General features: G+C 63.1%; 20 protein-coding genes. 12 read left to right on the forward strand and 8 right to left on the reverse strand.

Translation table 11 applies throughout. From position 1 onward, the window contains the following. Position 1 precedes the first annotated feature (1 nt). From AC0NIE_RS17085 to AC0NIE_RS17110, 6 genes are all read right to left on the reverse strand, one after another. A complete protein-coding gene (locus AC0NIE_RS17085; protein ID WP_192359772.1) occupies positions 2–484 on the reverse strand; it encodes a (2Fe-2S)-binding protein in 483 nt (160 codons plus the stop codon). Between the two features lie 50 nt (positions 485–534). Next, complete coding sequence (locus tag AC0NIE_RS17090; RefSeq protein WP_473485152.1) at positions 535–1,329, reverse strand: FAD binding domain-containing protein; 795 nt, start codon at positions 1,327–1,329, stop codon at positions 535–537. A gap of 31 nt (positions 1,330–1,360) precedes the next feature. Then, positions 1,361–1,804 carry an SRPBCC family protein gene (locus AC0NIE_RS17095; RefSeq protein ID WP_473485153.1) on the reverse strand — a complete coding sequence of 148 codons (444 nt, stop codon included), beginning with the start codon at positions 1,802–1,804 and terminating at the stop codon, positions 1,361–1,363. Between the two features lie 121 nt (positions 1,805–1,925). Continuing rightward, positions 1,926–2,753, reverse strand: coding sequence for an AraC family transcriptional regulator (locus tag AC0NIE_RS17100; protein WP_473485154.1), 828 nt, complete (start codon positions 2,751–2,753; stop codon positions 1,926–1,928). Between the two features lie 175 nt (positions 2,754–2,928). Next, positions 2,929–3,927, reverse strand: a complete 999-nt coding sequence (locus tag AC0NIE_RS17105) for an ABC transporter permease (RefSeq protein ID WP_473485155.1) — start codon at positions 3,925–3,927, stop codon at positions 2,929–2,931. 40 nt (positions 3,928–3,967) lie between these two features. Continuing rightward, positions 3,968–4,708 carry an ATP-binding cassette domain-containing protein gene (locus tag AC0NIE_RS17110; protein WP_029351636.1) on the reverse strand — a complete coding sequence of 247 codons (741 nt, stop codon included), beginning with the start codon at positions 4,706–4,708 and terminating at the stop codon, positions 3,968–3,970. A 426-nt stretch (positions 4,709–5,134) separates the two neighbouring features. Here AC0NIE_RS17110 and AC0NIE_RS17115 point away from each other — a divergent pair, with 426 nt between their 5' ends. The 4 genes from AC0NIE_RS17115 (at position 5,135) to AC0NIE_RS17130 (ending at position 11,067) form a co-directional block, all read left to right on the forward strand. Beyond that, positions 5,135–6,124: a sugar-binding protein gene (locus AC0NIE_RS17115; protein ID WP_473485156.1), complete on the forward strand. Its 990-nt coding sequence runs from the start codon at positions 5,135–5,137 to the stop codon at positions 6,122–6,124. Between the two features lie 134 nt (positions 6,125–6,258). Next, positions 6,259–7,056: a FadR/GntR family transcriptional regulator gene (locus AC0NIE_RS17120; protein ID WP_473485157.1), complete on the forward strand. Its 798-nt coding sequence runs from the start codon at positions 6,259–6,261 to the stop codon at positions 7,054–7,056. Positions 7,057–7,422: 366 nt separating this feature from the next. Continuing rightward, positions 7,423–8,520: a branched-chain amino acid ABC transporter substrate-binding protein gene (locus AC0NIE_RS17125; RefSeq protein WP_473485158.1), complete on the forward strand. Its 1,098-nt coding sequence runs from the start codon at positions 7,423–7,425 to the stop codon at positions 8,518–8,520. An 81-nt stretch (positions 8,521–8,601) separates the two neighbouring features. Beyond that, complete coding sequence (locus tag AC0NIE_RS17130) at positions 8,602–11,067, forward strand: PAS-domain containing protein (protein WP_473485159.1); 2,466 nt, start codon at positions 8,602–8,604, stop codon at positions 11,065–11,067. Between the two features lie 357 nt (positions 11,068–11,424). On the opposite strand, the gene AC0NIE_RS17135 is transcribed toward AC0NIE_RS17130, so the two are convergent. Continuing rightward, complete coding sequence (locus tag AC0NIE_RS17135; protein ID WP_473485160.1) at positions 11,425–12,357, reverse strand: NAD(P)-dependent oxidoreductase; 933 nt, start codon at positions 12,355–12,357, stop codon at positions 11,425–11,427. Between the two features lie 155 nt (positions 12,358–12,512). On the opposite strand from AC0NIE_RS17135, the gene AC0NIE_RS17140 reads away from it, so the two are divergent. Together AC0NIE_RS17140 and AC0NIE_RS17145 are read left to right on the forward strand one after the other, a co-directional pair. Beyond that, complete coding sequence (locus tag AC0NIE_RS17140; RefSeq protein WP_473485161.1) at positions 12,513–13,409, forward strand: NAD-dependent epimerase/dehydratase family protein; 897 nt, start codon at positions 12,513–12,515, stop codon at positions 13,407–13,409. Between the two features lie 102 nt (positions 13,410–13,511). Further along, on the forward strand, positions 13,512–14,288 hold the full coding sequence (locus AC0NIE_RS17145; protein ID WP_473485162.1) for a FadR/GntR family transcriptional regulator: 777 nt from the start codon (positions 13,512–13,514) through the stop codon (positions 14,286–14,288). 10 nt (positions 14,289–14,298) lie between these two features. Here the strand turns inward: AC0NIE_RS17145 and AC0NIE_RS17150 are convergent, their stop codons facing one another. Next, positions 14,299–14,586, reverse strand: a complete 288-nt coding sequence (locus AC0NIE_RS17150) for a DUF3175 domain-containing protein (protein WP_473485385.1) — start codon at positions 14,584–14,586, stop codon at positions 14,299–14,301. Between the two features lie 235 nt (positions 14,587–14,821). Between AC0NIE_RS17150 and AC0NIE_RS17155 the strand changes: the two genes are divergently transcribed. The 6 genes from AC0NIE_RS17155 (at position 14,822) to AC0NIE_RS17180 (ending at position 19,948) form a co-directional block, all read left to right on the forward strand. Next, positions 14,822–15,994, forward strand: a complete 1,173-nt coding sequence (locus AC0NIE_RS17155; protein WP_473485386.1) for an MFS transporter — start codon at positions 14,822–14,824, stop codon at positions 15,992–15,994. Positions 15,995–16,187: 193 nt separating this feature from the next. Beyond that, positions 16,188–16,511 carry an ArsR/SmtB family transcription factor gene (locus AC0NIE_RS17160; protein WP_473485163.1) on the forward strand — a complete coding sequence of 108 codons (324 nt, stop codon included), beginning with the start codon at positions 16,188–16,190 and terminating at the stop codon, positions 16,509–16,511. After that, positions 16,508–16,918 carry an SRPBCC family protein gene (locus AC0NIE_RS17165; protein WP_473485164.1) on the forward strand — a complete coding sequence of 137 codons (411 nt, stop codon included), beginning with the start codon at positions 16,508–16,510 and terminating at the stop codon, positions 16,916–16,918. The genes AC0NIE_RS17160 and AC0NIE_RS17165 overlap by 4 nt, the downstream gene beginning before the upstream one ends. Before the next feature lie 121 nt (positions 16,919–17,039). Then, entirely contained in the window at positions 17,040–17,261 is a 222-nt protein-coding gene (locus tag AC0NIE_RS17170) for a hypothetical protein (protein WP_027154326.1), read from the forward strand. Between the two features lie 235 nt (positions 17,262–17,496). Then, complete coding sequence (gene gntR, locus AC0NIE_RS17175) at positions 17,497–18,525, forward strand: HTH-type transcriptional regulator GntR (RefSeq protein ID WP_473485165.1); 1,029 nt, start codon at positions 17,497–17,499, stop codon at positions 18,523–18,525. 298 nt (positions 18,526–18,823) lie between these two features. Continuing rightward, the gene (locus tag AC0NIE_RS17180) at positions 18,824–19,948 is read left to right on the forward strand and encodes a sugar ABC transporter substrate-binding protein (protein ID WP_123152034.1); all 1,125 of its coding nucleotides are present in this window, start codon (positions 18,824–18,826) and stop codon (positions 19,946–19,948) included. Positions 19,949–19,969 lie beyond the last annotated feature (21 nt).

A 19,969-nucleotide genomic window follows, 5' to 3' on the forward strand; every position in this document is an offset into this window, starting at 1 on the left:
GTCAGGCCGCATTCTGCGAATTGGACCGCGCGGCGGTCAGCACCGCCTGGATGATCGGCTCGTAGCCGGTGCAGCGGCAGATATTGCCCGACAGCGCCTCGACCACCTCGTCGCGGCTGGGGTTCGGCGTGTGGTCGAGCAGCACCTTGGCGGCCATGATCATGCCCGGCGTGCAGAAGCCGCATTGGGTGGCGAAGGCGTCGAGGAAGGCGCGCTGCAAAGGGTGCAGCACGCCGCCTTCCGAGAGACCTGACGTCGTGGTGATGGCGGCGCCGCTGCAGGTCTCGGCCAGCGTCAGGCAGGAAAGCCGCAGCTCGCCGTCGATGATGACCGAGCAGGCGCCGCATGTGCCCTGATGGCAGCCGCCCTTCGGCGAGGTGTCGCCGATCTTGTCGCGCAGCGCATGAAGCAGCGTCGTGCCGCTGTCGATGAATTCGGCCTTCTCCGCGCCGTTGAGCGTGAACTGAACCGGGACCTTTGCCATCTTTTCTACTCCTTGCGCCGCAGTCAGGCGGACTTACCCGCCATTGGCTTTCAGGCGAGCAAAAGCCGGCCGAGATGGACCGGCAGGACTTCGTTGCGATACCAGGCACTGGCGATCGGATCGGTGATCGGCGCGGTGCCGTCGCTCGCAACGGCCAGCGCCGGCGCGATGCCGTCGCTGCTGAGTATTCTGCCGAGCAGCGCCTTCTCCGCCGCCGTCGCGCGCATCGGACGGTCGGCCATGCAGCCAAGCGCGATCCGCGCCGAAGACACGGTGCCGTCCGGCGCCTGTTCCAGCACGGCGGCGATGCTCAGCACCGAGACGCCCTTCGGCTTGATCCGCGACACTTTCAGGAAGCGAAAGCCGCCTTCCACTGGCAAGCTGAAGCCGACCGAAGTGACGATGGCGTGATTGCTTTCGCGCTTTGCCAGGAAGGTTTCGATCGGCATCTCGCCGCCATCGATGCTGACTGTTGCGTCCAGCGCCAGCAGCGCCACGGTGAAATCGCCATAGGGCGCCGGGGCGAAGAGATTGCCGCCGATCGTCGCCATGTTGCGGATCGCCGGGCTGCCGACGGCGCGCGCGGCGCCGGCAAGCGGAGCGAGATCCAGGTGACGGGTGATCGCCGCCATGGTCACCGAGGCGCCGATGCGAACCTCACTGCCGGAAACAGTGATGGCCGACAGCGCCGGTTCGGTCGACCTGATAAGACTGGAGACCGAGACATCGCCTTCATTGGCGGCGCGCACGGCCAGCGTGCCGCCGCCGAGATAGCGGGTGCCGGCGGCTTTCAGCGCCGCGGTCGCGTCCTTCACCGTCGAGAAAGTCTGCAATGCAAGCGCCATGGAACGCTCCTGTTTGTCAGCCCCATTCAGTTCAACCTTGGTCGGCGAAATGATTTTTCAAAGCGTTGAAGCCGCCCTGGAAGACGTTGGCGCCCATGCCTTCGGCCAGCTTGTCGGCTTCCTCGGGAGCAGCGTCGAAGCTGGCGGTCCATTCGGCATAGGTGCGGTCGCCATCGGTCACCCGCCGCAGCTGCAGCGTCGCCTTGTGGTTGGTGAGCGGTTGCGGCGTCTCCAGGATGGAGTAGCTGACGAGGAAATTGTCGTCGGAGAAGTCGAGCAGCTTTTCGCGGATGCGGGCGCCGCTGGCGAGCTCGAAATTGCGCACGCAGCCGATCGTGCCGGCATCCTTGCCGTCCTCGATATGGCTTTCGACCATGCGCGGGTGCCAGCTCGGCAGACCGTTGAAGTCGCGTATGCGCGCCCAGACCTTTTCGATCGGTGCGTCGATGACGCTGGAGATGGTGACTTTCGCCATATGATCGTTCCCTTGCAAATATCTGTGTCGCGAGGGTAGGGCGGCGAGCCCGACGGCGCTTATCAATGCGTCTTGAATGCCTATCAATAAGTCTGAAAAAACGGGCAGTCTGAAAATGGCTTCAGGAGATGGCCCGCGCCGCCTCGCGATAGAGTGTCGGCGGAACGCCGACATGGTCGCGGAAGAAGCGCGAGAAATTGCCCTGCGTGGTGAAGCCGAGATTGCAGGCGACCGAGATCAGCGGCTCCTGTGACCATTGCAACTGCCGCACTGCTTCCTCCATGCGCAGCGTGTTCCAGTAGACGTTGGGCGTCAGATTGGTCTGCTCCTTGAACAGCGCGAAGAAATGCGGCCGCGACAGGCCGACGCTGCGCGCCACATCATCGAAGCAGATGCGTTCGCAGACATTAGCCTTCATCAGCTGGATCGCCTTGCGGACACGGAAGTCCTGCATGGTGTGGACGCGGGCGCGTGCCACTTGCGGTGCCGAGGCGTCGGCGGCGTCGAGCACGCTGTCGATGAAGCGCTCGATCTCGTAATTGGCGATGTCGTCGATGCTCTCATTGTCGCTGAGATGATCGAGAAGGTTGGCCGCCGCCTTGTGCAGCCACGGCTCCAGCACGATCGCTGGTGTCGAGAACAGTGGTGCAGCGGACGGCAGATCTCGGCGCCGTCGCGCCCAGTCCGGATCGATGTAGAAGGCGAGGAACAGGCCGGGGCGGCCGTCGCGGGACAAAGCGTGGCTGTGCGGCTGGAAGGAATTGATGCCGGCGGCGGTGCCGGGTCCAAGCCGCACCGTCTCGCGGCCGATGGTCATCTCGCCGGCCGTGCCTTCCAGCCAGATGATGATATGCGCCTCGACATGGGCATGGGTGACGAAGTCGCTGGCGACGTTCAGGACAGAAACATGTCCGAACCGGCCCCAGTAGAGCCTGATCGCTTCCGTCATGGGTATATCCTCCCGCAGGCGACTGGCCTCCCTTCGCCTGCAATGGGGATAGTGCGGCTCGTTCCGGGCCTGCGTCAAGGTACATGCGCACGCCTGGCGCCCGCTATGGACCGTGCCGACCGATTTTCAGACTGAGCGATTGCAAGGGAAACGAATAGCGCTTGTGACCTGCGGTCTATTCGTTGCGCCTGAAATTGCGGAGCCGATCGAACAGAACGGCCAGCAGAATGGCGCCGCCGATGAACACTCCCTGCCAGAAGGCGTTGATGCCGAGCAGGCCGAGGCTGTTGCGGATCACTTCGATCAGCGCCGCGCCGACGACGGCGCCAAAGGCTGTGCCCATGCCGCCGGCGAGGTTGGCGCCGCCGATGACGGTGGCGGCGATGACCTGGAGCTCCATGCCGTTGCCGAGATTGGTGGTGACGGCGCCCAGCCAGCCGGTCTGGATGATGCCGGCAAGGCCCGCCGCCAGCGCCGAGATCATGTAGACAACGACCTTGATCTGGCGCACCGGAACGCCGGTCAGCGTCGCCGCATGCTCGTTGCCGCCGATGGCGAAGATGTGCCGGCCGAATTTCGTCCAGCGCAGGACGAAGCCGGTGATCAGCGCCAGCACGATCATGTAGAGCACCGGATTGGCGATGCCGAACACAAAGGCGCCGCCACCCAGCGCCAGAAGCTTGTCGTGGTCGGGCCCGAACTGGAAGACGACGGTGTTGTTGGAGGCGACCATGGCCAGGCTGCGCGCGATCGATAGCATGCCGAGCGTCACCACGAACGGCGGAAAGCCGAGATAGGCGATCAGGATGCCGTTGAAGGCGCCGATGATCAGCGCCGTCGCGATCGCAGCGGCAATGCCGACCTCGATGCCGTAGCCGGCATGCATGGTCACGGCCAGCACCATCGAACACAGGCAAAGCACCGAGCCGACCGAAAGGTCGATGCCGCCGGTGATGATGACGAAGGTCATGCCGAGCGCGACGATCGCGACGAAGGTGACATTGCGCGTGATGTTATAGAGGTTCTTCGACGTGGCGAAGGAATCGGTTGCCACGGACAAGAACAGGCAGGCGAGGATGACGGCGATCACCACCCAGAAGGTCTGGCTGGCAAACACCCTGGTCAGCAAAGTGTGCTGTTTCTGCGCGATCGTCTGGTCAAGAGTTACTGCCATCGTCGACCTTTATCTGCTTGCGTGGTGAAACCGGCTGGCATCAAACCTGTTCGATGGCGCCAGTGATAAGCCCGGTGACTTCCTCGGGCGAACTCGACGCGATCGTCTTATCGGCGACCTTGCGGCCGCGTCGCATGACGATGACGCGGTCGGCAACGTCAAAAACGTCGGGCATGCGGTGACTGATCAGCACGACCGCTATGCCCTGGTCGCGCAGATGGCGGATCAGGTTCAGCACCTCGGCGACCTGCCGGACCGAGATCGCCGCCGTCGGCTCGTCCATCAGCACGATCTTGGCTTGCGAAAGCATGGTGCGGGCGATCGCCACCGCCTGCCGCTGGCCGCCCGACATCTGCTTGACCAGATCGCGCGGGCGGGTTTCGGATTTCAGCACGGCAAAAATCTGGCCGGCGCGCTTGTACATCGCGGCGTAGTCGAGGATGCGAAACGGCCCGACGCCGCGGCGCAGCTCGCGGCCGAGATAGACATTGGCGGCAGCCGTCAGATTGTTGCAAAGCGCCAGATCCTGATGGACGATCTCGATGCCGTGCTGGCGCGCCTCCACCGGCTTGTGCAGGATCAGCTCCTTGCCGTCCATTTGCATCGTGCCATGGCTCGGGCGGAAATTGCCGGCGATCATCTTGACCAGCGTCGACTTGCCGGCGCCGTTGTCGCCCATCAGCCCGACCACCTGTCCGGCCTCGATCGACAGCGAAACGTCGTTGACGGCCTGGATGGCGCCGAAATGTTTTGAGATGTTGGCGAGTTCGAGAACCGACACCAGACTGCTTCCTCCGTGCTTTCGGCCTGTGGTCCTGCCGCGGCCTCGCTCTTCCCAGCTCCTCCCGGGAACCGCGCTTTCGCCCATTTACGCATATGCCCCCTTGCCGTCAACAGCGGCTTCTTTCGAAAAATCCGTTTTGTAGGACAAATAGCAATTGACGTCCGTAGCAAGCCGATATTAGCTAAGCGCCGGAGGAGATTATGCCGATCTCCTGCCCCGGCGCGCCGGGGCGAAGTAGGCGGAGGTTTATCGGTCGAGGATCTGGCAGCGTCCATATCGCGCTGGTCTGTGATCGCATCTGGAAATACTTATCGGCCCGGCTTGGCGACACGAGCGCTCGCGAAACGAACCTCTGTCATCGCGCATCCGGGCTGGTCTGTGTGGCGGGCACGCCGTGTCCGTCTGTTTCAAGGGAGGACTGAAATGAGGAAATCACTATTGCTCGCTGCCGTCGCCATGCTGGCGTTGGGCGCCGGGCCGGCTATGGCCAAGAAACAGCTCGTCATCGTGGTGAAGGGGCTCGACAATCCGTTCTTCGAGGCCATTAACCAGGGTTGCCAGAAATGGAACTCGGAAAACGCCAACTCGGAATATGAATGCTTCTACACCGGTCCGGCGTCGACTTCGGACGAGGCCGGCGAAGCCCAGATCGTTCAGGACATGCTGAGCAAGCCAGACACGGTGGCGATGGCCATTTCGCCGTCCAACGCGCCGCTGATCGCGCAGACGATCAAAAGCGCCAATCCGTCGATCCCGATCATGACGCTCGACGCCGACCTCAGCAAGGAAGATGCGGCGCTGCGCAAGACCTATCTCGGCACCGACAACTATCTGATGGGCTACAAGATCGGCGAGTATATCAAGAAGGCCAAGCCGGACGGCGGCAAGATCTGCACCATCGAAGGCAATCCGGCGGCCGACAACATCCTGCGCCGCGCTCAGGGCATGCGCGACGCGCTTACAGGCCAGAAGGATCTCCCGGCGCTCGCCGGCGAGGGCGGCTGGACCGAGGTCGCCGGCTGCCCGGTGTTCACCAACGACGACGGCGCCAAGGGCGTGCAGGCGATGACCGATATCCTCGCCGCCAATCCCGATCTCGACGCCTTCGGCATCATGGGCGGCTGGCCGCTGTTCGGTGCGCCGCAGCCCTATCGCGACCTGTTCAAGCCGATGGCCGAGAAGATCGCCAGCAACGAGTTCGTCATCGGCGCGGCCGATACGATCGGTGACGAGGTGGCCATTGCCAAGGAGGGTCTGGTGACCGCACTGGTCGGCCAGCGGCCGTTCGAGATGGGCTACAAGGCACCCTCGGTGATGATCGACCTGATCGAAGGCAAGCCGGTCGCCGATCCGGTCTTCACCGGTCTCGACGAGTGCACCAAGGATACGGTCGATACCTGCATCCAGAAGTAGGTTCGCAGGTTTCGGGGCGTCCGCTGGCCGGGCGCCCCGTCACACCGGTTCACGAAACGTGCGAGGTGACAGTGCTGGGGCGAACCGCTCCTGCTTTGCCGCGCCTTGAGTTCAGCCTGTGCCGGGGAACATGGATGTCGGACGCAAGATTGAAAAAGCGACCTACAACGGTCAAGGCACGGGCCAAGGTCAAGGCACAGGCTGCCCGTCCGCCCGGCGCGCGCCGTACCGACGCGGCGCTGATCCCCGGATCGAGCGTGCATGCGTCGCTGGCCAACGAAATCGGCCTCAGGATCGTGCGTGGCGACTATCCGCCGGGAACCATCCTGCCCAACGAGGCCAAATGGTCCGAGACTTTCAACGTCAGCCGCTCGGCGGTTCGCGAAGCGATCAAAATGCTTATGGCCAAGAGCCTGCTGGCATCACGCCCCAAAATCGGCAGCTGGGTCGAGCCGAAGGAGCGCTGGAACCTGCTCGATCGCGACGTGCTCGCCTGGTACGCGACGGCGCCCGATCGCGAAATGTTCCTGCGCACCGTCCAGGAATTCCGCCACATCATCGAGCCGGAAGCCAGCGCCTTTGCCGCGATGCGGCGCACAGACGAGCAGATGGCCGAGATCAGCCAGGCCTGCCGGGAGATGGGCGAGGCGGCGACGCTGCCCGAGCGCACCCGCGCCGATACGCGATTTCATCTCGCCATCCTGCGGGCGTCGGGCAACGACCTCCTGGTGCCGCTCGGCGTGCTGATCGAATCCGCGCTCGACCACCTGTTCGTCTTCGTCACCCGCGAGACCAGCGATCAGCGGCGGGCACAGTCACTGCACGAGGCGATCGAGAAGAACATCCGGCTCCAGCGGCCGGCTGCAGCCCGCACCGCGGTGCACAGACTGCTCGCCAACACCGACGACGTTATCGGGCGGTCGCGGCGGTAAGGTCAAACCCAATCGCTCTGAACGGAAAGTTCGGCTCTAAGCGGAAACTCGTTCGCGCTCGGCCGAACTCCCGCCCATGACCCGAAGGCGACGTTCGTAGGTCGGGCCGGAATGTCTGCAAAGGGGGCAATCCACTTCGTAGCACGCGATGGCAACAACCGCTTAGGCCCGATTTTGTTGAGAACCTCGGCAAGCGCGAGCGCTTTAGCCGTCAACTAACCCGCGCAGGGATATGGCAAATCCAGGTAGAAGCCTAATCAACGACGAGACGAGTGCGCTGCAGGAACAGCCAAGATATCCACGTTCGCGGAAAGGACTGTCGGCGTTGACGAGATTGGCGTAAACTACACGCTTGGGGTGTCATCCATGCACCGTATCATCACAGTGGCTTTTGTGGCGCTCGCGGCGTTGTTCATCTGCCCCGCGCGGGCGGAGGTATTGGTCGGGGTTTCGGCCGCGATGACGGGGCGGCTCGCCTGGATTGGCGAGCAGGGGCAGCGTGGGGCAGAGATGGCTGTTGCCGACTTCAATGCGGCGGGCGGCGTTCTCGGCCAGCAGGTGGGGTTAATCGCGGTCGACGATTTCTGCGATCCCGAACAGGCGGTGGTGGCAGCCCGGAAGCTGGTCGCTGATGGCGTGGTGCTCGTCATCGGTCACTACTGCTCCGGAGCCTCGATCCCGGCATCGAAGGTGTACGAGGCGGCGGGAGTTCTGCAGATTTCGCCGGGATCGACCAATCCGCAGCTGACCGAACAGGGTCGGGCCAACGTCTTCCGCGTCATTGGTCGCGACGATACGCAAGGAATCGTGGCCGGCAACCACCTAGCCGATCACTGGAGCGACAAGAAGGTCGCGATCCTTCACGACAGCACGACATATGGGAAAGGTCTCGCCGATGAGACCAGAAAGCAGCTGAACAAGCGGGGCGTGACCGAAGCTGTCTACGACGCGTACACCCCAGGCAAGGACGACTATTCGGCCGAGGTCGCTGCACTACAGGCCGCTGGCATCGCCGTGCTGTATGTCGGTGGGTATCATGCCGAGGTTGCGCTGATTGTTCGCGCCGCACGCGACCGCGGCTACGCGGTTCAGATCATCTCCGGCGATGCCCTGGCGACCGAGGAATTTGCCCTGATCGCCGGCCCCGCGGCCGAGGGGACCCTCTTCACGTTCTCCGCGGACCCACGGCGAAACCCCGAAGCGGCTCCGGTAGTGGAGCGATTCCGTGCCGAAAACTTCGAGCCCGCAGGCTACACGCTGCTGAGCTACGCTGCCGTCCAGGTCTGGGCGCAGGCGGTCGAGAAGGCAGGTTCGCTGGAGCTGGCGACGGTCATCGCGACCCTGCGCGGGCAGGAGTTCGACACTGTCCTGGGCTCGATCGATTTCGACGACAAGGGCGATCTCTCGACCCAGAACTGGGTATGGTACGTCTGGCGAAGTGGAGAGTACGTGCCGGTCGAGTAAGGGCCAATTCGACGGTGCGCCGCTTGAGATATCTGATGCAGACCACGTTAGCGGGTTCATTCGGATCAAAGCGTTGCCGCGATGCTTGAACGCCTCGGCATACGCGGCCGCCTGCTGCTGGCTTTTTTCGGGATCAGCGCCTTCGCAGTGCTGGCAACAGCGGCTGCCCTGTATGCCTTTCTCCAGGTCGGCGACGTCGTCGACCGCATCACCAGGGATCGGGTGCCGTCGGCGCTTGCCTCCCTCCAGCTGTCGCGCCAGGCCGAGCGGGTCGCGGCCATTGCGCCGGCCGTGCTGACGTCGACTAGCAAAGCCCGGCACAACGAAGTCTCGGCCGCGATCGGGGTCGAGATGACGCGACTCGAGGAGCTGCTGGCCGCGCTCAAGGGTGCCGCGCTTGGAACGCCAGCGGTGGCTGAGATCGAGGCTGCGGTGCTCGGTCTCAGGCGCAACCTCGACGCTCTCGACGACCTTGTTGCCACGCGCCTCGCCGTGGTCGCGCGCAAGGAAGAGCTGCTGCGCCGCTTGTCGGCGACGACAATTGCAGGCCAGCGTCTCGTGGCCCCCGGCATCCTGGTGATGAATTCCAGGCTCGCGCAGTGGCGGGCGGCCGCGGCCGACGCATCGCTCGCGCCGGATCGAAGCGCGGCGGTCATGGCCGATCTCGTCCAGGCGATTGCAGCCTACGTCCCCCAACAGAGGGCGCACCAGGAGATGTCGGCGGTCAACGACGCTCTGATCAGGACGGCGGACGCGTCGACTCCGGGCGATCTGGCGTTGATCCTGTTTCCGCTGCGCCGGTCCCTTGCCGCTCTGGAAACGATCTCAGCCGAGATCGACGAGAAGCTGCAGGTCCGCTTCCGACAACGGGTGGACGAGTTTAAGGCGCTGATCGATGGCGAAAAGAGCATCCCCAAGGCCCGCCAGGACGAGCTCGCCGTCCTGGCGCAGGGCGAAAAGCTTCTCGGCGAAAACAATCGGCTGTCGCGCAGCCTCACCGCTGCCGTTGATCGGCTGGTCGTCGCGGCGGACCGCGAGATCACCGCGTCCGGTCTCGAAGCCGCGGTCGTCCAGCGCTACGGCACCGGAGTTGTCCTTGGCTCCGCCTTCCTCAGCCTTCTGAGTTCGGTTCTGGTGGTCTGGCTCTATGTTGACCGAAGCCTTCTCGCCCGGCTGGGGGCGGTGAGCCAAGGCATGTTCGCGATCGCTGGCGGCAATCTTCGAGCGCACCTACCTGCCGCCGGCCGAGACGAAATCGGCCGCATGGCCGAGGCGCTCAGGCTGTTCCGGGACACCGCGGTCGAGGTCGAGGAAAAGAACCTGCGCGAGGTCGCCGAGGCGCGCCAGCGGCTCGTCGACGCCATCGAGAGCATCTCTGAGGGTTTCGCGCTGTATGACCGGGAGGACCGGCTCGTCCTCAGCAACAGCCGCTATCGCGAACTGCTCTACGCCGGCCTGGAGGAAATGACGCCCGGCACGATATTCGAGCAGATCATCCGCCGGTCCGCTGAGCGCGGCTACATCAAGGATGCCGAGGGGCGGGTCGAGGAATGGGTCGCCGAGCGGCTCTCCCGGCACCGCAACCCTGGCGACCCCTGGGTGCAACGGCGCGGCGATGGACGATGGATCATGATAGGCGAGCGGCGGATCACCGGCGGCGGAACGGTCGCCGTCTACTCGGACATCACGGAGCTGAAGCAACGGGAGGAAAACCTCGCCGAGAAGTCCGCGGCTCTCGAGGCGCTTTCCAACAAGCTGGCCAAGTATCTCGCGCCGCAGGTGTACAAATCGATATTTTCCGGCCGTCAGGACGTCAGGATCGCCAGCCAGCGCAAGAAGCTGACCATATGCTTCTCAGACATCGCTGGCTTTACCGAGACCACTGACAAGATGGAGTCCGAGGATCTCACCCAGCTCCTCAACCACTATCTGACGGAAATGTCGAAAATTGCTTCGGATCACGGCGCGACGATCGATAAGTATGTCGGTGACGCGATTTTGATGTTTTTCGGCGATCCGGAGACTCGCGGTGTCAAGGAGGACGCGCTCGCCTGCGTCGAGATGGCCCTCGCCATGCAGAAGCGGATGACCGACCTTGCCGAAATCTGGCGTGACATCGGCATCGAAACGCCGCTGCGCTGCCGCATCGGCATCCATACCGACTACTGCACCGTCGGCAACTTCGGCAGCGAAGACCGGATGGACTACACGATCATCGGCGGCGCCGTGAATCTCGCCTCACGCCTCGAGCAGGAGGCGCCGCCGGGCGCCGTGCTCATTTCCTATGAGACATTTGCGCAAGTGAAGGACACTATCGCCTGCGTGGAACTGGGACACATCCAGGTCAGGGGCATCGCCTATCCCGTCGCCACCTATCGCGTCCTCGATCTGAAGGCCAATATGGTCGCCGCCCGCAGCGCCGTTCGAACCGTGCTGCCGCATCTCAGCCTGGAGGCTGAACCCGAGCTGATGTCTGCTGGGGAGCGAGAGGAAGCCGCGACTGCGCTTCGCGACGTGCTCGATCGACTTTGTCACAAGCCCGGGTAGCAGGCTTCGCGCCCGCACCCGGTTCGTCGCCTTCCACAGCGCTCACCTTGTCGACCAACGCAGGGATGGTTCCTTCGCCAGCGCCTCCTTGGGGCCGAGACTTTACCTTCCCGGCGTCGCTGGCAAGGTCGGCAATTGGCGCCACTTGCTCGTTCTCATCGTCGAGATGAATGGCAACATTCTACCCATCTTGGCCATTTGCGCTGGCTGATCGGGTTTGCCCATAGATGATAGTCCTAAAGGTTCGGTTCGGAAGATGATGATCAAACAGGAGCATAGCGCCTGGTTCTATTGCAATGAATCAGGCTTTGGGCTCATGAAAATTCCATGTCGGCTCTGCAGCCTTCATTGCGCGTCTTATCGTCCGCGTGGCGCTGTAGGCGGCGTCAGGTCGACGCCGTTGATCTTGCCGATATGCGTGGCGAGCATCGGCACATATTGATCGGCCGGCCCGGCGGCGAATGCGCCGGCGAAGGCGTTCTTGGTGGCATTACCGAGCGGGTTGGCGATGCCTGCGGCACCCGCCATCGATTCGAGATAAGTGAGATCCTTAAAGGCGTTGGCGATGGTGAATTTGTGCGCATCGCGGTCGCCTTCCAGCGTCCAGCGCATAAAGGTCTGGTAGAAGCCGCAATCCATGCGGCCGTTGCGGATGACGCTGTCGAAGCGCGGCGGCGAGATGCCGACCTTCTGCGCCAGCGCCAGCGCCTCGGAATAGATCGCCGCATAGCCCAGCGAGATGAAATTGTTGAGCAGCTTCATACGGTGGCCGTCGCCGGTGTCGCCGATATGGACGATACGTCCGGCCCAGGTGTCGAGCACCGGCTTCAGCCGGGCAAAGACCGCGTCCGACGCGCCGACCATGGCGTCGAGCGTGCCTTCCCACGCCTCCTTCGGCGTGCGGCTCAGCGGGGCATCGACATAGTCGACGCCGAGCGCCTTGAGTTCGGCGGCAAGCGTTACCGTCGAGGTCGGATCCGAGGTCGAGCAATCGACGACCACCGAACCCTTCTTCAGGCCTTCCTTGAGGCCGCCGGGCCCGCGTATGATAGCTTCGACCTCGCGCGAGCCGGTGACGCAGATGAAGACGATATCAGATGCCACTGCCACGTCGCGCGAGGTCGCGGCTTCCTCCGCACCCCGGCCAAGCAGGTCTTCCGCCGGCGCGCGGTTCTTGCGGCCGAGAAACGTCAGGGAATAGCCCTTATCGACGATGTTCTTCGCGATCCCGTGGCCCATCAAGCCAAGTCCGATGAAGCCGATCTTTTCGCTCGCGGCAGTCGTATTCATGTCGTGTCGTCCTGTGTTGCTGATATCGATGACGGCGCTGCACTTTGGCAGGCGAATTGTTGAAGCCGGTTTTCGCCGCAGGCGGTTGGCAGGCGATTGCGGAATGCCATATTGTCTGACAATACACATGTATTCCAGGGAATGTGGAGAGCAAAATGACGAAGCGGATCATGTTCACCGGCGGCAGCGGCAAGGCTGGGCGTCATGTCGTGCAGTATCTGGTCGAGCAGGGCTGTCAGGTGCTCAACATCGACACCAAGCCGCTCGACAATCCCAAGGTGCGCACGCTGGTCACCGACATCACCGACAGCGGGCAGGTGTTCAATGCGCTGTCGAGCTATATGGGCCTGCATGAATTCGACCCGTCGTTGCGGGCGCAGCCGGTCGATGCCGTGGTGCACTTCGCGGCGATCCCGCGCATCATGATCACGCCCGACAACGAGGTGTTCCGCATCAACGCGCTCGGCACCTACAATGTCATCGAGGCGGCGGTGAAGCTCGGCATCCGCAAGGTGGTGATCGCTTCCAGCGAGACGACCTATGGGCTGGTCTTCGCCAACGAGCCGCGCGACCCGACACATTTCCCGCTCGACGAGGAGTACGATGTCGATCCGATGGATAGCTACGCGCTGTCGAAGATCGTCAACGAGAAGACGGCGCGCGCCTTCGCGCTGCGCAGCGGCATTGACATCTACGCTTTGCGCATCGGCAACGTCATCGAGCCGCATGAATATTCGCTGTTTCCGAAATGGTTCGCCGATCCGGGTTTCCGCAAGCGGATCGCCTGGAGTTATGTCGATGCGCGCGACCTCGGCCAGATCACGTTGCGCGCCATCGAAAAGGACGGGCTCGGCTATCAGGTGTTCAATGCCGCCAATGACGACACCTCGTCCGACCTGCCGACGGCCGAATTGCTGAAGCGGTTTTATCCCGGCGTGCCGGTCAAGGGCGAACTTGGTGAATACGAAACGCTGCTCTCCAACCGCAAGGCGCGGGATATGCTCGGATTCCGCCCGGAACACAGCTGGCGGAAATACGTCAAGACGACATGACGAGGTCGATGCATCCGGGCTGATCTGTGCACAGAAGCAGGCATTGCAGCCCGAGGCTTTCCCCGTGCTTGACAGCTTTCGGAATCCGGACTTTGTGAACGCATGCGGGACGGCAAGCCGAATAAGAGAAAAACACCGGCCAAGGCGGCGTCCGCCGAGCGCCCGGCAGTCGTGCGTCGCGCCGACGCGGCGCGTATGCCTGGGTCGAGCGTGCATGCGTCGCTGGCCAACGAAATCGGTCTCAGGATCGTGCGCGGCGACTATCCGCCGGGAACCATCCTGCCCAATGAAGCCAAATGGTCCGAGACCTTCGACGTCAGCCGCTCGGCGGTGCGCGAAGCGATCAAGATGCTGATGGCCAAGAGCCTGCTGGCCTCGCGCCCGAAGATCGGCAGCTGGGTCGAGCCGAAAGAGCGCTGGAACCTGCTCGATCGCGATGTGCTCGCCTGGTACGCGACATCGCCCGACCGCGAGGTGTTCCTGAAAACGGTGCAGGAGTTCCGCCACATCATCGAGCCGGAAGCGACCGCCTTTGCCGCCATGCGGCGCACAGACGAGCAGATGGCCGAGATCAGCCAGGCCTGCCGGGAGATGGGGGAGGCGACGACGCTGCAGGAGCGCACGCGCGCCGATACGCGTTTTCATCTGGCCATCCTGCGTGCATCCGGCAACGATCTTCTGGTGCCGCTCGGCGTGCTGATCGAATCGGCGTTCGATCATCTGTTCGCCTATACGACGCGGGAACTGGACGATTTGCAGCACGCGCAGAAGCTGCACGAAGCGATCGAAAAGAACATCCGCCTGCAGCGGCCGGATGCGGCGCGCAACGCGGTACGCAAGCTCCTGGCCAACACCGACGGCGTCATCAAGTCGAGGTAAAGTCGATCCTCTAATCTTGTTTCGGGCGCCCGAACGCGGCGCGCAGCTCGTCCTTGGCGTCCTCCAGCACTCTCTTCTGCTCGGCCGGCAGGTTTTTGCCGGCACGGTTGATGTAGAAATTCAGCATTGACATGGCGGACTGGAACGGCTCGGCCTTGCGCCGCTCGCTGTGTTCGGCCGATCGCTTCAGCGAGGCTGCGATCTTCTTGGGATCGTGGGATTCGAAGATATGTTCCTCGAGGTCCAGCGCGTCGCTGTGCTCGGTGACCTCGGCCGACCATTTCCTTTTCGCGGTCATGACAAACTCCTTCCATTGGTGCGTTGATAAAACTCCGGGACGGCAGCCACTGTTCCACCGCAGCTCGAATCCCTGGAGCCACGGATTTGCCTGTCGTGGCGCTGCACGGCGCCGCCAATGCACCGATAGTGGTGTCGAACCGGTCGATTTTGCAGAATCGCGGACAGGAAACGCCTTGACCACAACCGTCTCCAGCCAGGCAAGCAGCCGCGGCATCGACAGCGCCTATGCCTGGATGCGGCTCGGCATTTCCGTGCTGCTGGCGACGATCGGCGGCGTCGGCATGTGGGCGGTGGTCGTGGTGCTGCCCGCCGTGCAGGCGGAATTCGGCGTCGATCGCGCCGCCGCGTCGATGCCCTATACCGCGACCATGGTCGGTTTCGCCGCCGGCAATGTGCTGGTCGGCCGCGCCATCGACCGCATGGGCTACTGGATCCCGGCGCTCATTGCCTCGGTGGCGCTCGGTACCGGTTTCCTGCTGGCGTCGCTGACCACTTCGATCCTGCAGTTCACTCTTGTCCAGGGACTTTTGATCGGCGTCGGCACCTCGGCGATTTTCGGGCCGCTGATCGCCGACATCTCGCACTGGTTCAACCGCCGCCGCGGCGTCGCGGTGACGGCTGCCGCCGCCGGCAACTATCTCGCCGGGGCGATCTGGCCGTTGGCGATGCCCTTTGTCATGCAGGCCGAAGGCTGGCGTTTCACCTATGCCGGGATCGGCGTCGTCTGCCTCGCGACCATGGTGCCGCTGATCCTGCTGCTCAGGCGCGGCGCACCACATGCCGCCGTTCCCGGTTCTCCCGGCAGCCGGCCCGTCCAGCCGATCTCACTGTCACCGGCAGCCCTGCAGGTGCTGCTCGTCGTCGCCGGCCTTGGCTGCTGCGTGGCGATGTCGATGCCGCAGGTCCATATCGTCGCCTATTGCATGGACCTCGGCTACGGCGTGGCGCGTGGCGCCGACATGCTGTCGATCATGCTGGCGGCGGGCGTCGTCAGCCGGCTGGCGTCCGGCTTCCTTGCCGATCGCATCGGCGGCGTGAAAACCCTGTTGATCGGCTCGGTGCTGCAAGCCCTGTCGCTGTTGTTCTACATCCGCTTCGACGGGCTAGCGTCGCTTTACGTCGTCTCGCTGGTCTTCGGCCTGTCGCAGGGTGGCATCGTGCCTTGCTATGCCATCATCGTGCGCGAATACATGCCCGCCAAGGAGGCCGGCCAGCGCGTCGGCATCGTCATGATGGCAACCATCTTCGGCATGGCGATCGGTGGCTGGATGTCGGGCTGGATCTACGATCTGACCGGCTCCTACGCCGCCGCGTTCCTCAACGGCATCGCCTGGAACCTGCTGAACATAGCGGCCATGGTGCTGTTGCTGTGGAAAGCGCGGCGCAGCGCCGCGGCGATGGCCTGAGCACTGACCCTTTGAATTTCGGCTCACGACCCCGAGCGGAAATTCGCTGACTAGTCGATGACAGTCCGCAATCGGTGGTAGCAAGACATGGGCGGTGGCTCCTGAGACGCGGATTCCGGTCCACGTTCCTGCTTGACTTACACATATCTCGGTGGTTATTGGTTTATAAATAGCCAACGAGTTATCGATCACGATGCCACAGCCCCACGAGATCCTCTTTAAAACGCTTGCCGATCCGACGCGACGGGCCATCTTCGAGCGGCTGTGTCGCGACGGAGACCAGACCGTCGCGGCCCTGACCGCTCGGGCCGGCGTCTCGCAACCGGCCGTGTCAAAGCATCTTGGGGTGCTGAAGCAGGCCGGGTTGGTGCGCGACCGTCATGAAGGCCGCAACACGCATTATAGCGCGGAGCTCGGCGCCTTGGCGCCGCTGATAGACTGGACGAACCAAATGGCTGGGTTCTGGCGAAGCCGGTTCGACAACCTCGAAGATTTGCTCAAAAGGATGGACCAATGACCAATACTGAGACCAAAACGCGCGCCGTCGTCGTCGAACGGGAGGTCGCTTTTCCGCCGGAAAAGATCTGGCGCGCGCTCACGCAATCACACCTGATCGAGGAGTGGCTGATGAAGAACGATTTCAAGCCAGATGAGGGTCACCGTTTCAATCTTAGCGCGGACTGGGGCGCGGTCGACTGTCAGGTCCAGGCAGTCGAGCCCAACAAGACGCTGTCTTACACGTGGGATACCAAGGATCTCAAAAGTGTCGTCACGTGGACGCTCACCCCTACGAGCACGGGGACCCATCTGCGCATGGAGCAGTTGGGCTTCCGGCCGGATCAGCAGCAGTACTACCAGGGTGCCCAATACGGATGGCAGCGGTTCCTAGCGAACCTGGAGCAGGTCCTGGCGCGGATAGAGTAAGGCGTGCCGGCGCCAACGGGCATGGCCAACGAGACGTCATCAAATCAAACAAGCTTGCAAAGAAGGCTGGCGCCAAGCGGGTCACCCGATCCGCTTCAGCTCGTCTTCAGAGGAGGTGCTCATGAACTGGAACACGTGGATTCGGCAATTCCACCGCTGGCTGTCGATCATTTTTACGGCGGTCGTCGCTGCCATCTTCATCACCTTGGGCGTAGGTGTCGAGCCCGCCTACTGGGTGTACCTCATGCCGCTGATCCCGCTCGGCTTGCTCATGCTCAGCGGTCTCTACTTGTTCGCGTTGCCCTATGCCACGAGGTGGCGCAGCGGACGACGCACGGCGTAGAAGCCTGAGCACGGTGGACGACAAGACGCCCGCGAACCCACCCACAGCCGAAATTCCAACTGTGGCGCTACCCGAGTTCGGGTAGCTGTCCTGGCCGGTTCGCTTGACAATGGGGTAAGGCTGCGCGACGCCAGACGGGTGCGGCAAGTCGGGTTGGCATGGCGACAGTGGCAAAGACGCTGAACAGCATTTCGCGGCCGCGCTTCGGCGAAGGCGCCGCGTTCGGGACAAGGCTATGACCAAACCGCGCTCGCGCCGCGGCGGCGGCCGTCCGACGATTGCCGATGTCGCGCGTATGGCCGGCGTCGGCGCCATCACGGTTTCCCGCGCCTTGCGCGAGCCGGGGCGTGTTTCGGAGGATCTGCGCCGCCAGATCCAGGCGGCCGTCGATGAACTCGGCTATCTGCCCGACCCGAATGCGCGAGCATTGGCTTCGGCGCGCGCCGAGGTCTTTGGCGTGCTGGTGCCGTCGCTCACCAACAGCGTCTTTGCCGAAGTGCTGCGCGGCATCTATGACAGCCTGTCCGACAGTTCCTACCGCATCCAGCTCGGCAATACCCATTATTCCGGCCTCGAGGAGGAACGGCTGCTGCAGGTGTTCGGCCCGCAGCGCCCGGCGGCGCTGATCGTGGCGGGCATCGACCAGACGCCAACGTCGCGAAGACTGCTCGAGACGGCCGGCTGTCCGGTGGTGCAGGTCATGGAGACCGGGCCCGATCCGGTCGACATGATGGTCGGCTTCTCGCATTTCGACGGCGGCAAGGCGGCGACGGAGCACATGATCGAAACGGGCTATCGCCGCATCGGCTTCATCGGCGCGCGCATGGACCCACGCTCGCAGCGTCGACTGGCCGGCTATCGCGCGGCGATGGAGGCGGCCGGTCTGTTCGACGCGCGGCTGATCACCACCACGCCGGTGCCGTCCAGCGTGACGCTCGGGCGCGAACTGTTTCGTGACGCGCTGGCCAAGGTGCCGACGCTGGACGGAGTTTTCTGCAACAATGACGACATTGCGCTCGGCGTACTGTTTGAGTGCCACCGCGCCTCGATCGCCGTGCCGAAGACGATCGGCATCACAGGCTTCAACGATCTCGACATGATGGAAGTGGCTTTTCCATCCATCACCAGCGTCCGGACGCCTCGCTACGAGATCGGCCGGCTGTCGGTCGCGATGGCGCTCGCGGCGATTGCAGGCAAGCGGCCGCAAGAGCCGGTCGTCGACCTCGGCTTCGAGCTCAGGTGCCGCGAGAGCACTGCCCGCTGAAAGCACTTCCAGGCATCGCGAAATGACGCTTTACACGGCGTCATGGGTAGCGCTACCATCTGCCTTTGGGAGGAAGCACGCGGCAAAGCCGAAGTCTGTTTATTATATATAAGCGACAGCTCATGCTTGTTTATTATGTATAATATGATAGTTTTTACTTCGGTTAGCCGAGCGACAAGGGAGGAGATCGGGTCGGCATTCGGCCGCCTGAAAGGCGCGAGGGGCAAGGCGGGAGGTGCCGGGCCGGACGCGCGACATGCGTAAGAGCAATCAAAAACTGCAACTGGGAGGAATATCGATGTTCAAGTCACTTGTTGGTGGCATCGTTGCCGCCACTGCATTCGTCATGCTGAGCTCGTCGGCGCTCGCCGAAGCCGAAATCGTCAAAGGCCCGTCCGCCGAGCCGGACTGCTTCGCGCCGTGGGCGGCCGACACGCAGTTCTTCAAGTTCCCCAAGAAGGAAGGCCCGTACCGCATCGCGCTCGCCAATGGCTACATCGCCAACACCTGGCGCATCCAGATGGTGCAGACGGCGAAGGCCTATGCGGCGCAGCCGGAGGTCGCGGCGAAACTGAAGGAATTCAAGGTCGTGTCGACCGGCGAAGATGTGCCGGCGCAGATTTCGGCGATCAACAACTTCATCGATTCCGGTTATGACGCGATCGTCGTCAACGCGCAGAATCCGACAGCGTTCGGACCGGTCATCAAGCGCGCCAAGGAAGCCGGCGTCGTGCTGGTCGCCTTCGACAACATTCTCGACACCAAGGACGCCATCAACGTCAATGTCGACCAGAAAGGCCTTGGCGAGTTGTGGGCCAACTGGCTGGTCAAGCATGTGCCCAATGGTGGCAAGATCCTTGAGGTGCGCGGCGTTGCCGGCACGTCGGTCGACACCGACCGCCATAACGGCATCCACGAGGTTTTCAACGCTTCCGGCAAGAAGTGGGAGGTCACCGAAGTCATCGGCAAATGGGACGATGGCGTGGCGCAAAAGGCTACGGCCGACGCGATCGCCACCAACGGTCCCTTCGACGGCATCACCGGGCAGGGCGGCGACACCGGCATCGTTCAGGCGATGATCGATGCCAAGCATCCGTTCGTGCCGTTCGGCGGCGAAACGGAGAATGGCTTTCGCAAATTCTGCGCGAAGTTTGCCGCAGAGGGGCTGAAATGCTCGTCGGCCGGAACCGGCCCGGCCCAGGTAGCGGTCGCCATCAAGACGGCGATTGCCGCGCTCGAAGGCCAGGTCGTCCCGCAAGCGGTGAAGCTGCCGCTGGCGATCGTCGAGGATCCGAACTTCAAGGAAGGCGAGGACTATTTCCCCGACCAATCCGACAATTTCTTCGTCGGCAACTCCTTCCCGACCTGCGGCATCAACTTCACCGCGCAGGAAATCATGGGCCAGAGCAAGGAAAACCAGTAGACTGTCGCTCGGCGTCGCGGG

Source organism: Mesorhizobium sp. WSM4842 (genome assembly GCF_055901575.1).

Coding starts and splice junctions, on each gene's coding strand:
- AC0NIE_RS17085 (WP_192359772.1), bottom strand. CDS start 484: ATGGCAAAGGTCCCGGTTCAGTTCACGCTCAACGGCGCGGAGAAGGCC.
- AC0NIE_RS17090 (WP_473485152.1), bottom strand. CDS start 1,329: ATGGCGCTTGCATTGCAGACTTTCTCGACGGTGAAGGACGCGACCGCG.
- AC0NIE_RS17095 (WP_473485153.1), bottom strand. CDS start 1,804: ATGGCGAAAGTCACCATCTCCAGCGTCATCGACGCACCGATCGAAAAG.
- AC0NIE_RS17100 (WP_473485154.1), bottom strand. CDS start 2,753: ATGACGGAAGCGATCAGGCTCTACTGGGGCCGGTTCGGACATGTTTCT.
- AC0NIE_RS17105 (WP_473485155.1), bottom strand. CDS start 3,927: ATGGCAGTAACTCTTGACCAGACGATCGCGCAGAAACAGCACACTTTG.
- AC0NIE_RS17115 (WP_473485156.1), top strand. CDS start 5,135: ATGAGGAAATCACTATTGCTCGCTGCCGTCGCCATGCTGGCGTTGGGC.
- AC0NIE_RS17120 (WP_473485157.1), top strand. CDS start 6,259: ATGTCGGACGCAAGATTGAAAAAGCGACCTACAACGGTCAAGGCACGG.
- AC0NIE_RS17125 (WP_473485158.1), top strand. CDS start 7,423: ATGCACCGTATCATCACAGTGGCTTTTGTGGCGCTCGCGGCGTTGTTC.
- AC0NIE_RS17130 (WP_473485159.1), top strand. CDS start 8,602: ATGCTTGAACGCCTCGGCATACGCGGCCGCCTGCTGCTGGCTTTTTTC.
- AC0NIE_RS17135 (WP_473485160.1), bottom strand. CDS start 12,357: ATGAATACGACTGCCGCGAGCGAAAAGATCGGCTTCATCGGACTTGGC.
- AC0NIE_RS17140 (WP_473485161.1), top strand. CDS start 12,513: ATGACGAAGCGGATCATGTTCACCGGCGGCAGCGGCAAGGCTGGGCGT.
- AC0NIE_RS17145 (WP_473485162.1), top strand. CDS start 13,512: ATGCGGGACGGCAAGCCGAATAAGAGAAAAACACCGGCCAAGGCGGCG.
- AC0NIE_RS17150 (WP_473485385.1), bottom strand. CDS start 14,586: ATGACCGCGAAAAGGAAATGGTCGGCCGAGGTCACCGAGCACAGCGAC.
- AC0NIE_RS17155 (WP_473485386.1), top strand. CDS start 14,822: ATGCGGCTCGGCATTTCCGTGCTGCTGGCGACGATCGGCGGCGTCGGC.
- AC0NIE_RS17160 (WP_473485163.1), top strand. CDS start 16,188: ATGCCACAGCCCCACGAGATCCTCTTTAAAACGCTTGCCGATCCGACG.
- AC0NIE_RS17165 (WP_473485164.1), top strand. CDS start 16,508: ATGACCAATACTGAGACCAAAACGCGCGCCGTCGTCGTCGAACGGGAG.
- AC0NIE_RS17170 (WP_027154326.1), top strand. CDS start 17,040: ATGAACTGGAACACGTGGATTCGGCAATTCCACCGCTGGCTGTCGATC.
- gntR (WP_473485165.1), top strand. CDS start 17,497: ATGACCAAACCGCGCTCGCGCCGCGGCGGCGGCCGTCCGACGATTGCC.
- AC0NIE_RS17180 (WP_123152034.1), top strand. CDS start 18,824: ATGTTCAAGTCACTTGTTGGTGGCATCGTTGCCGCCACTGCATTCGTC.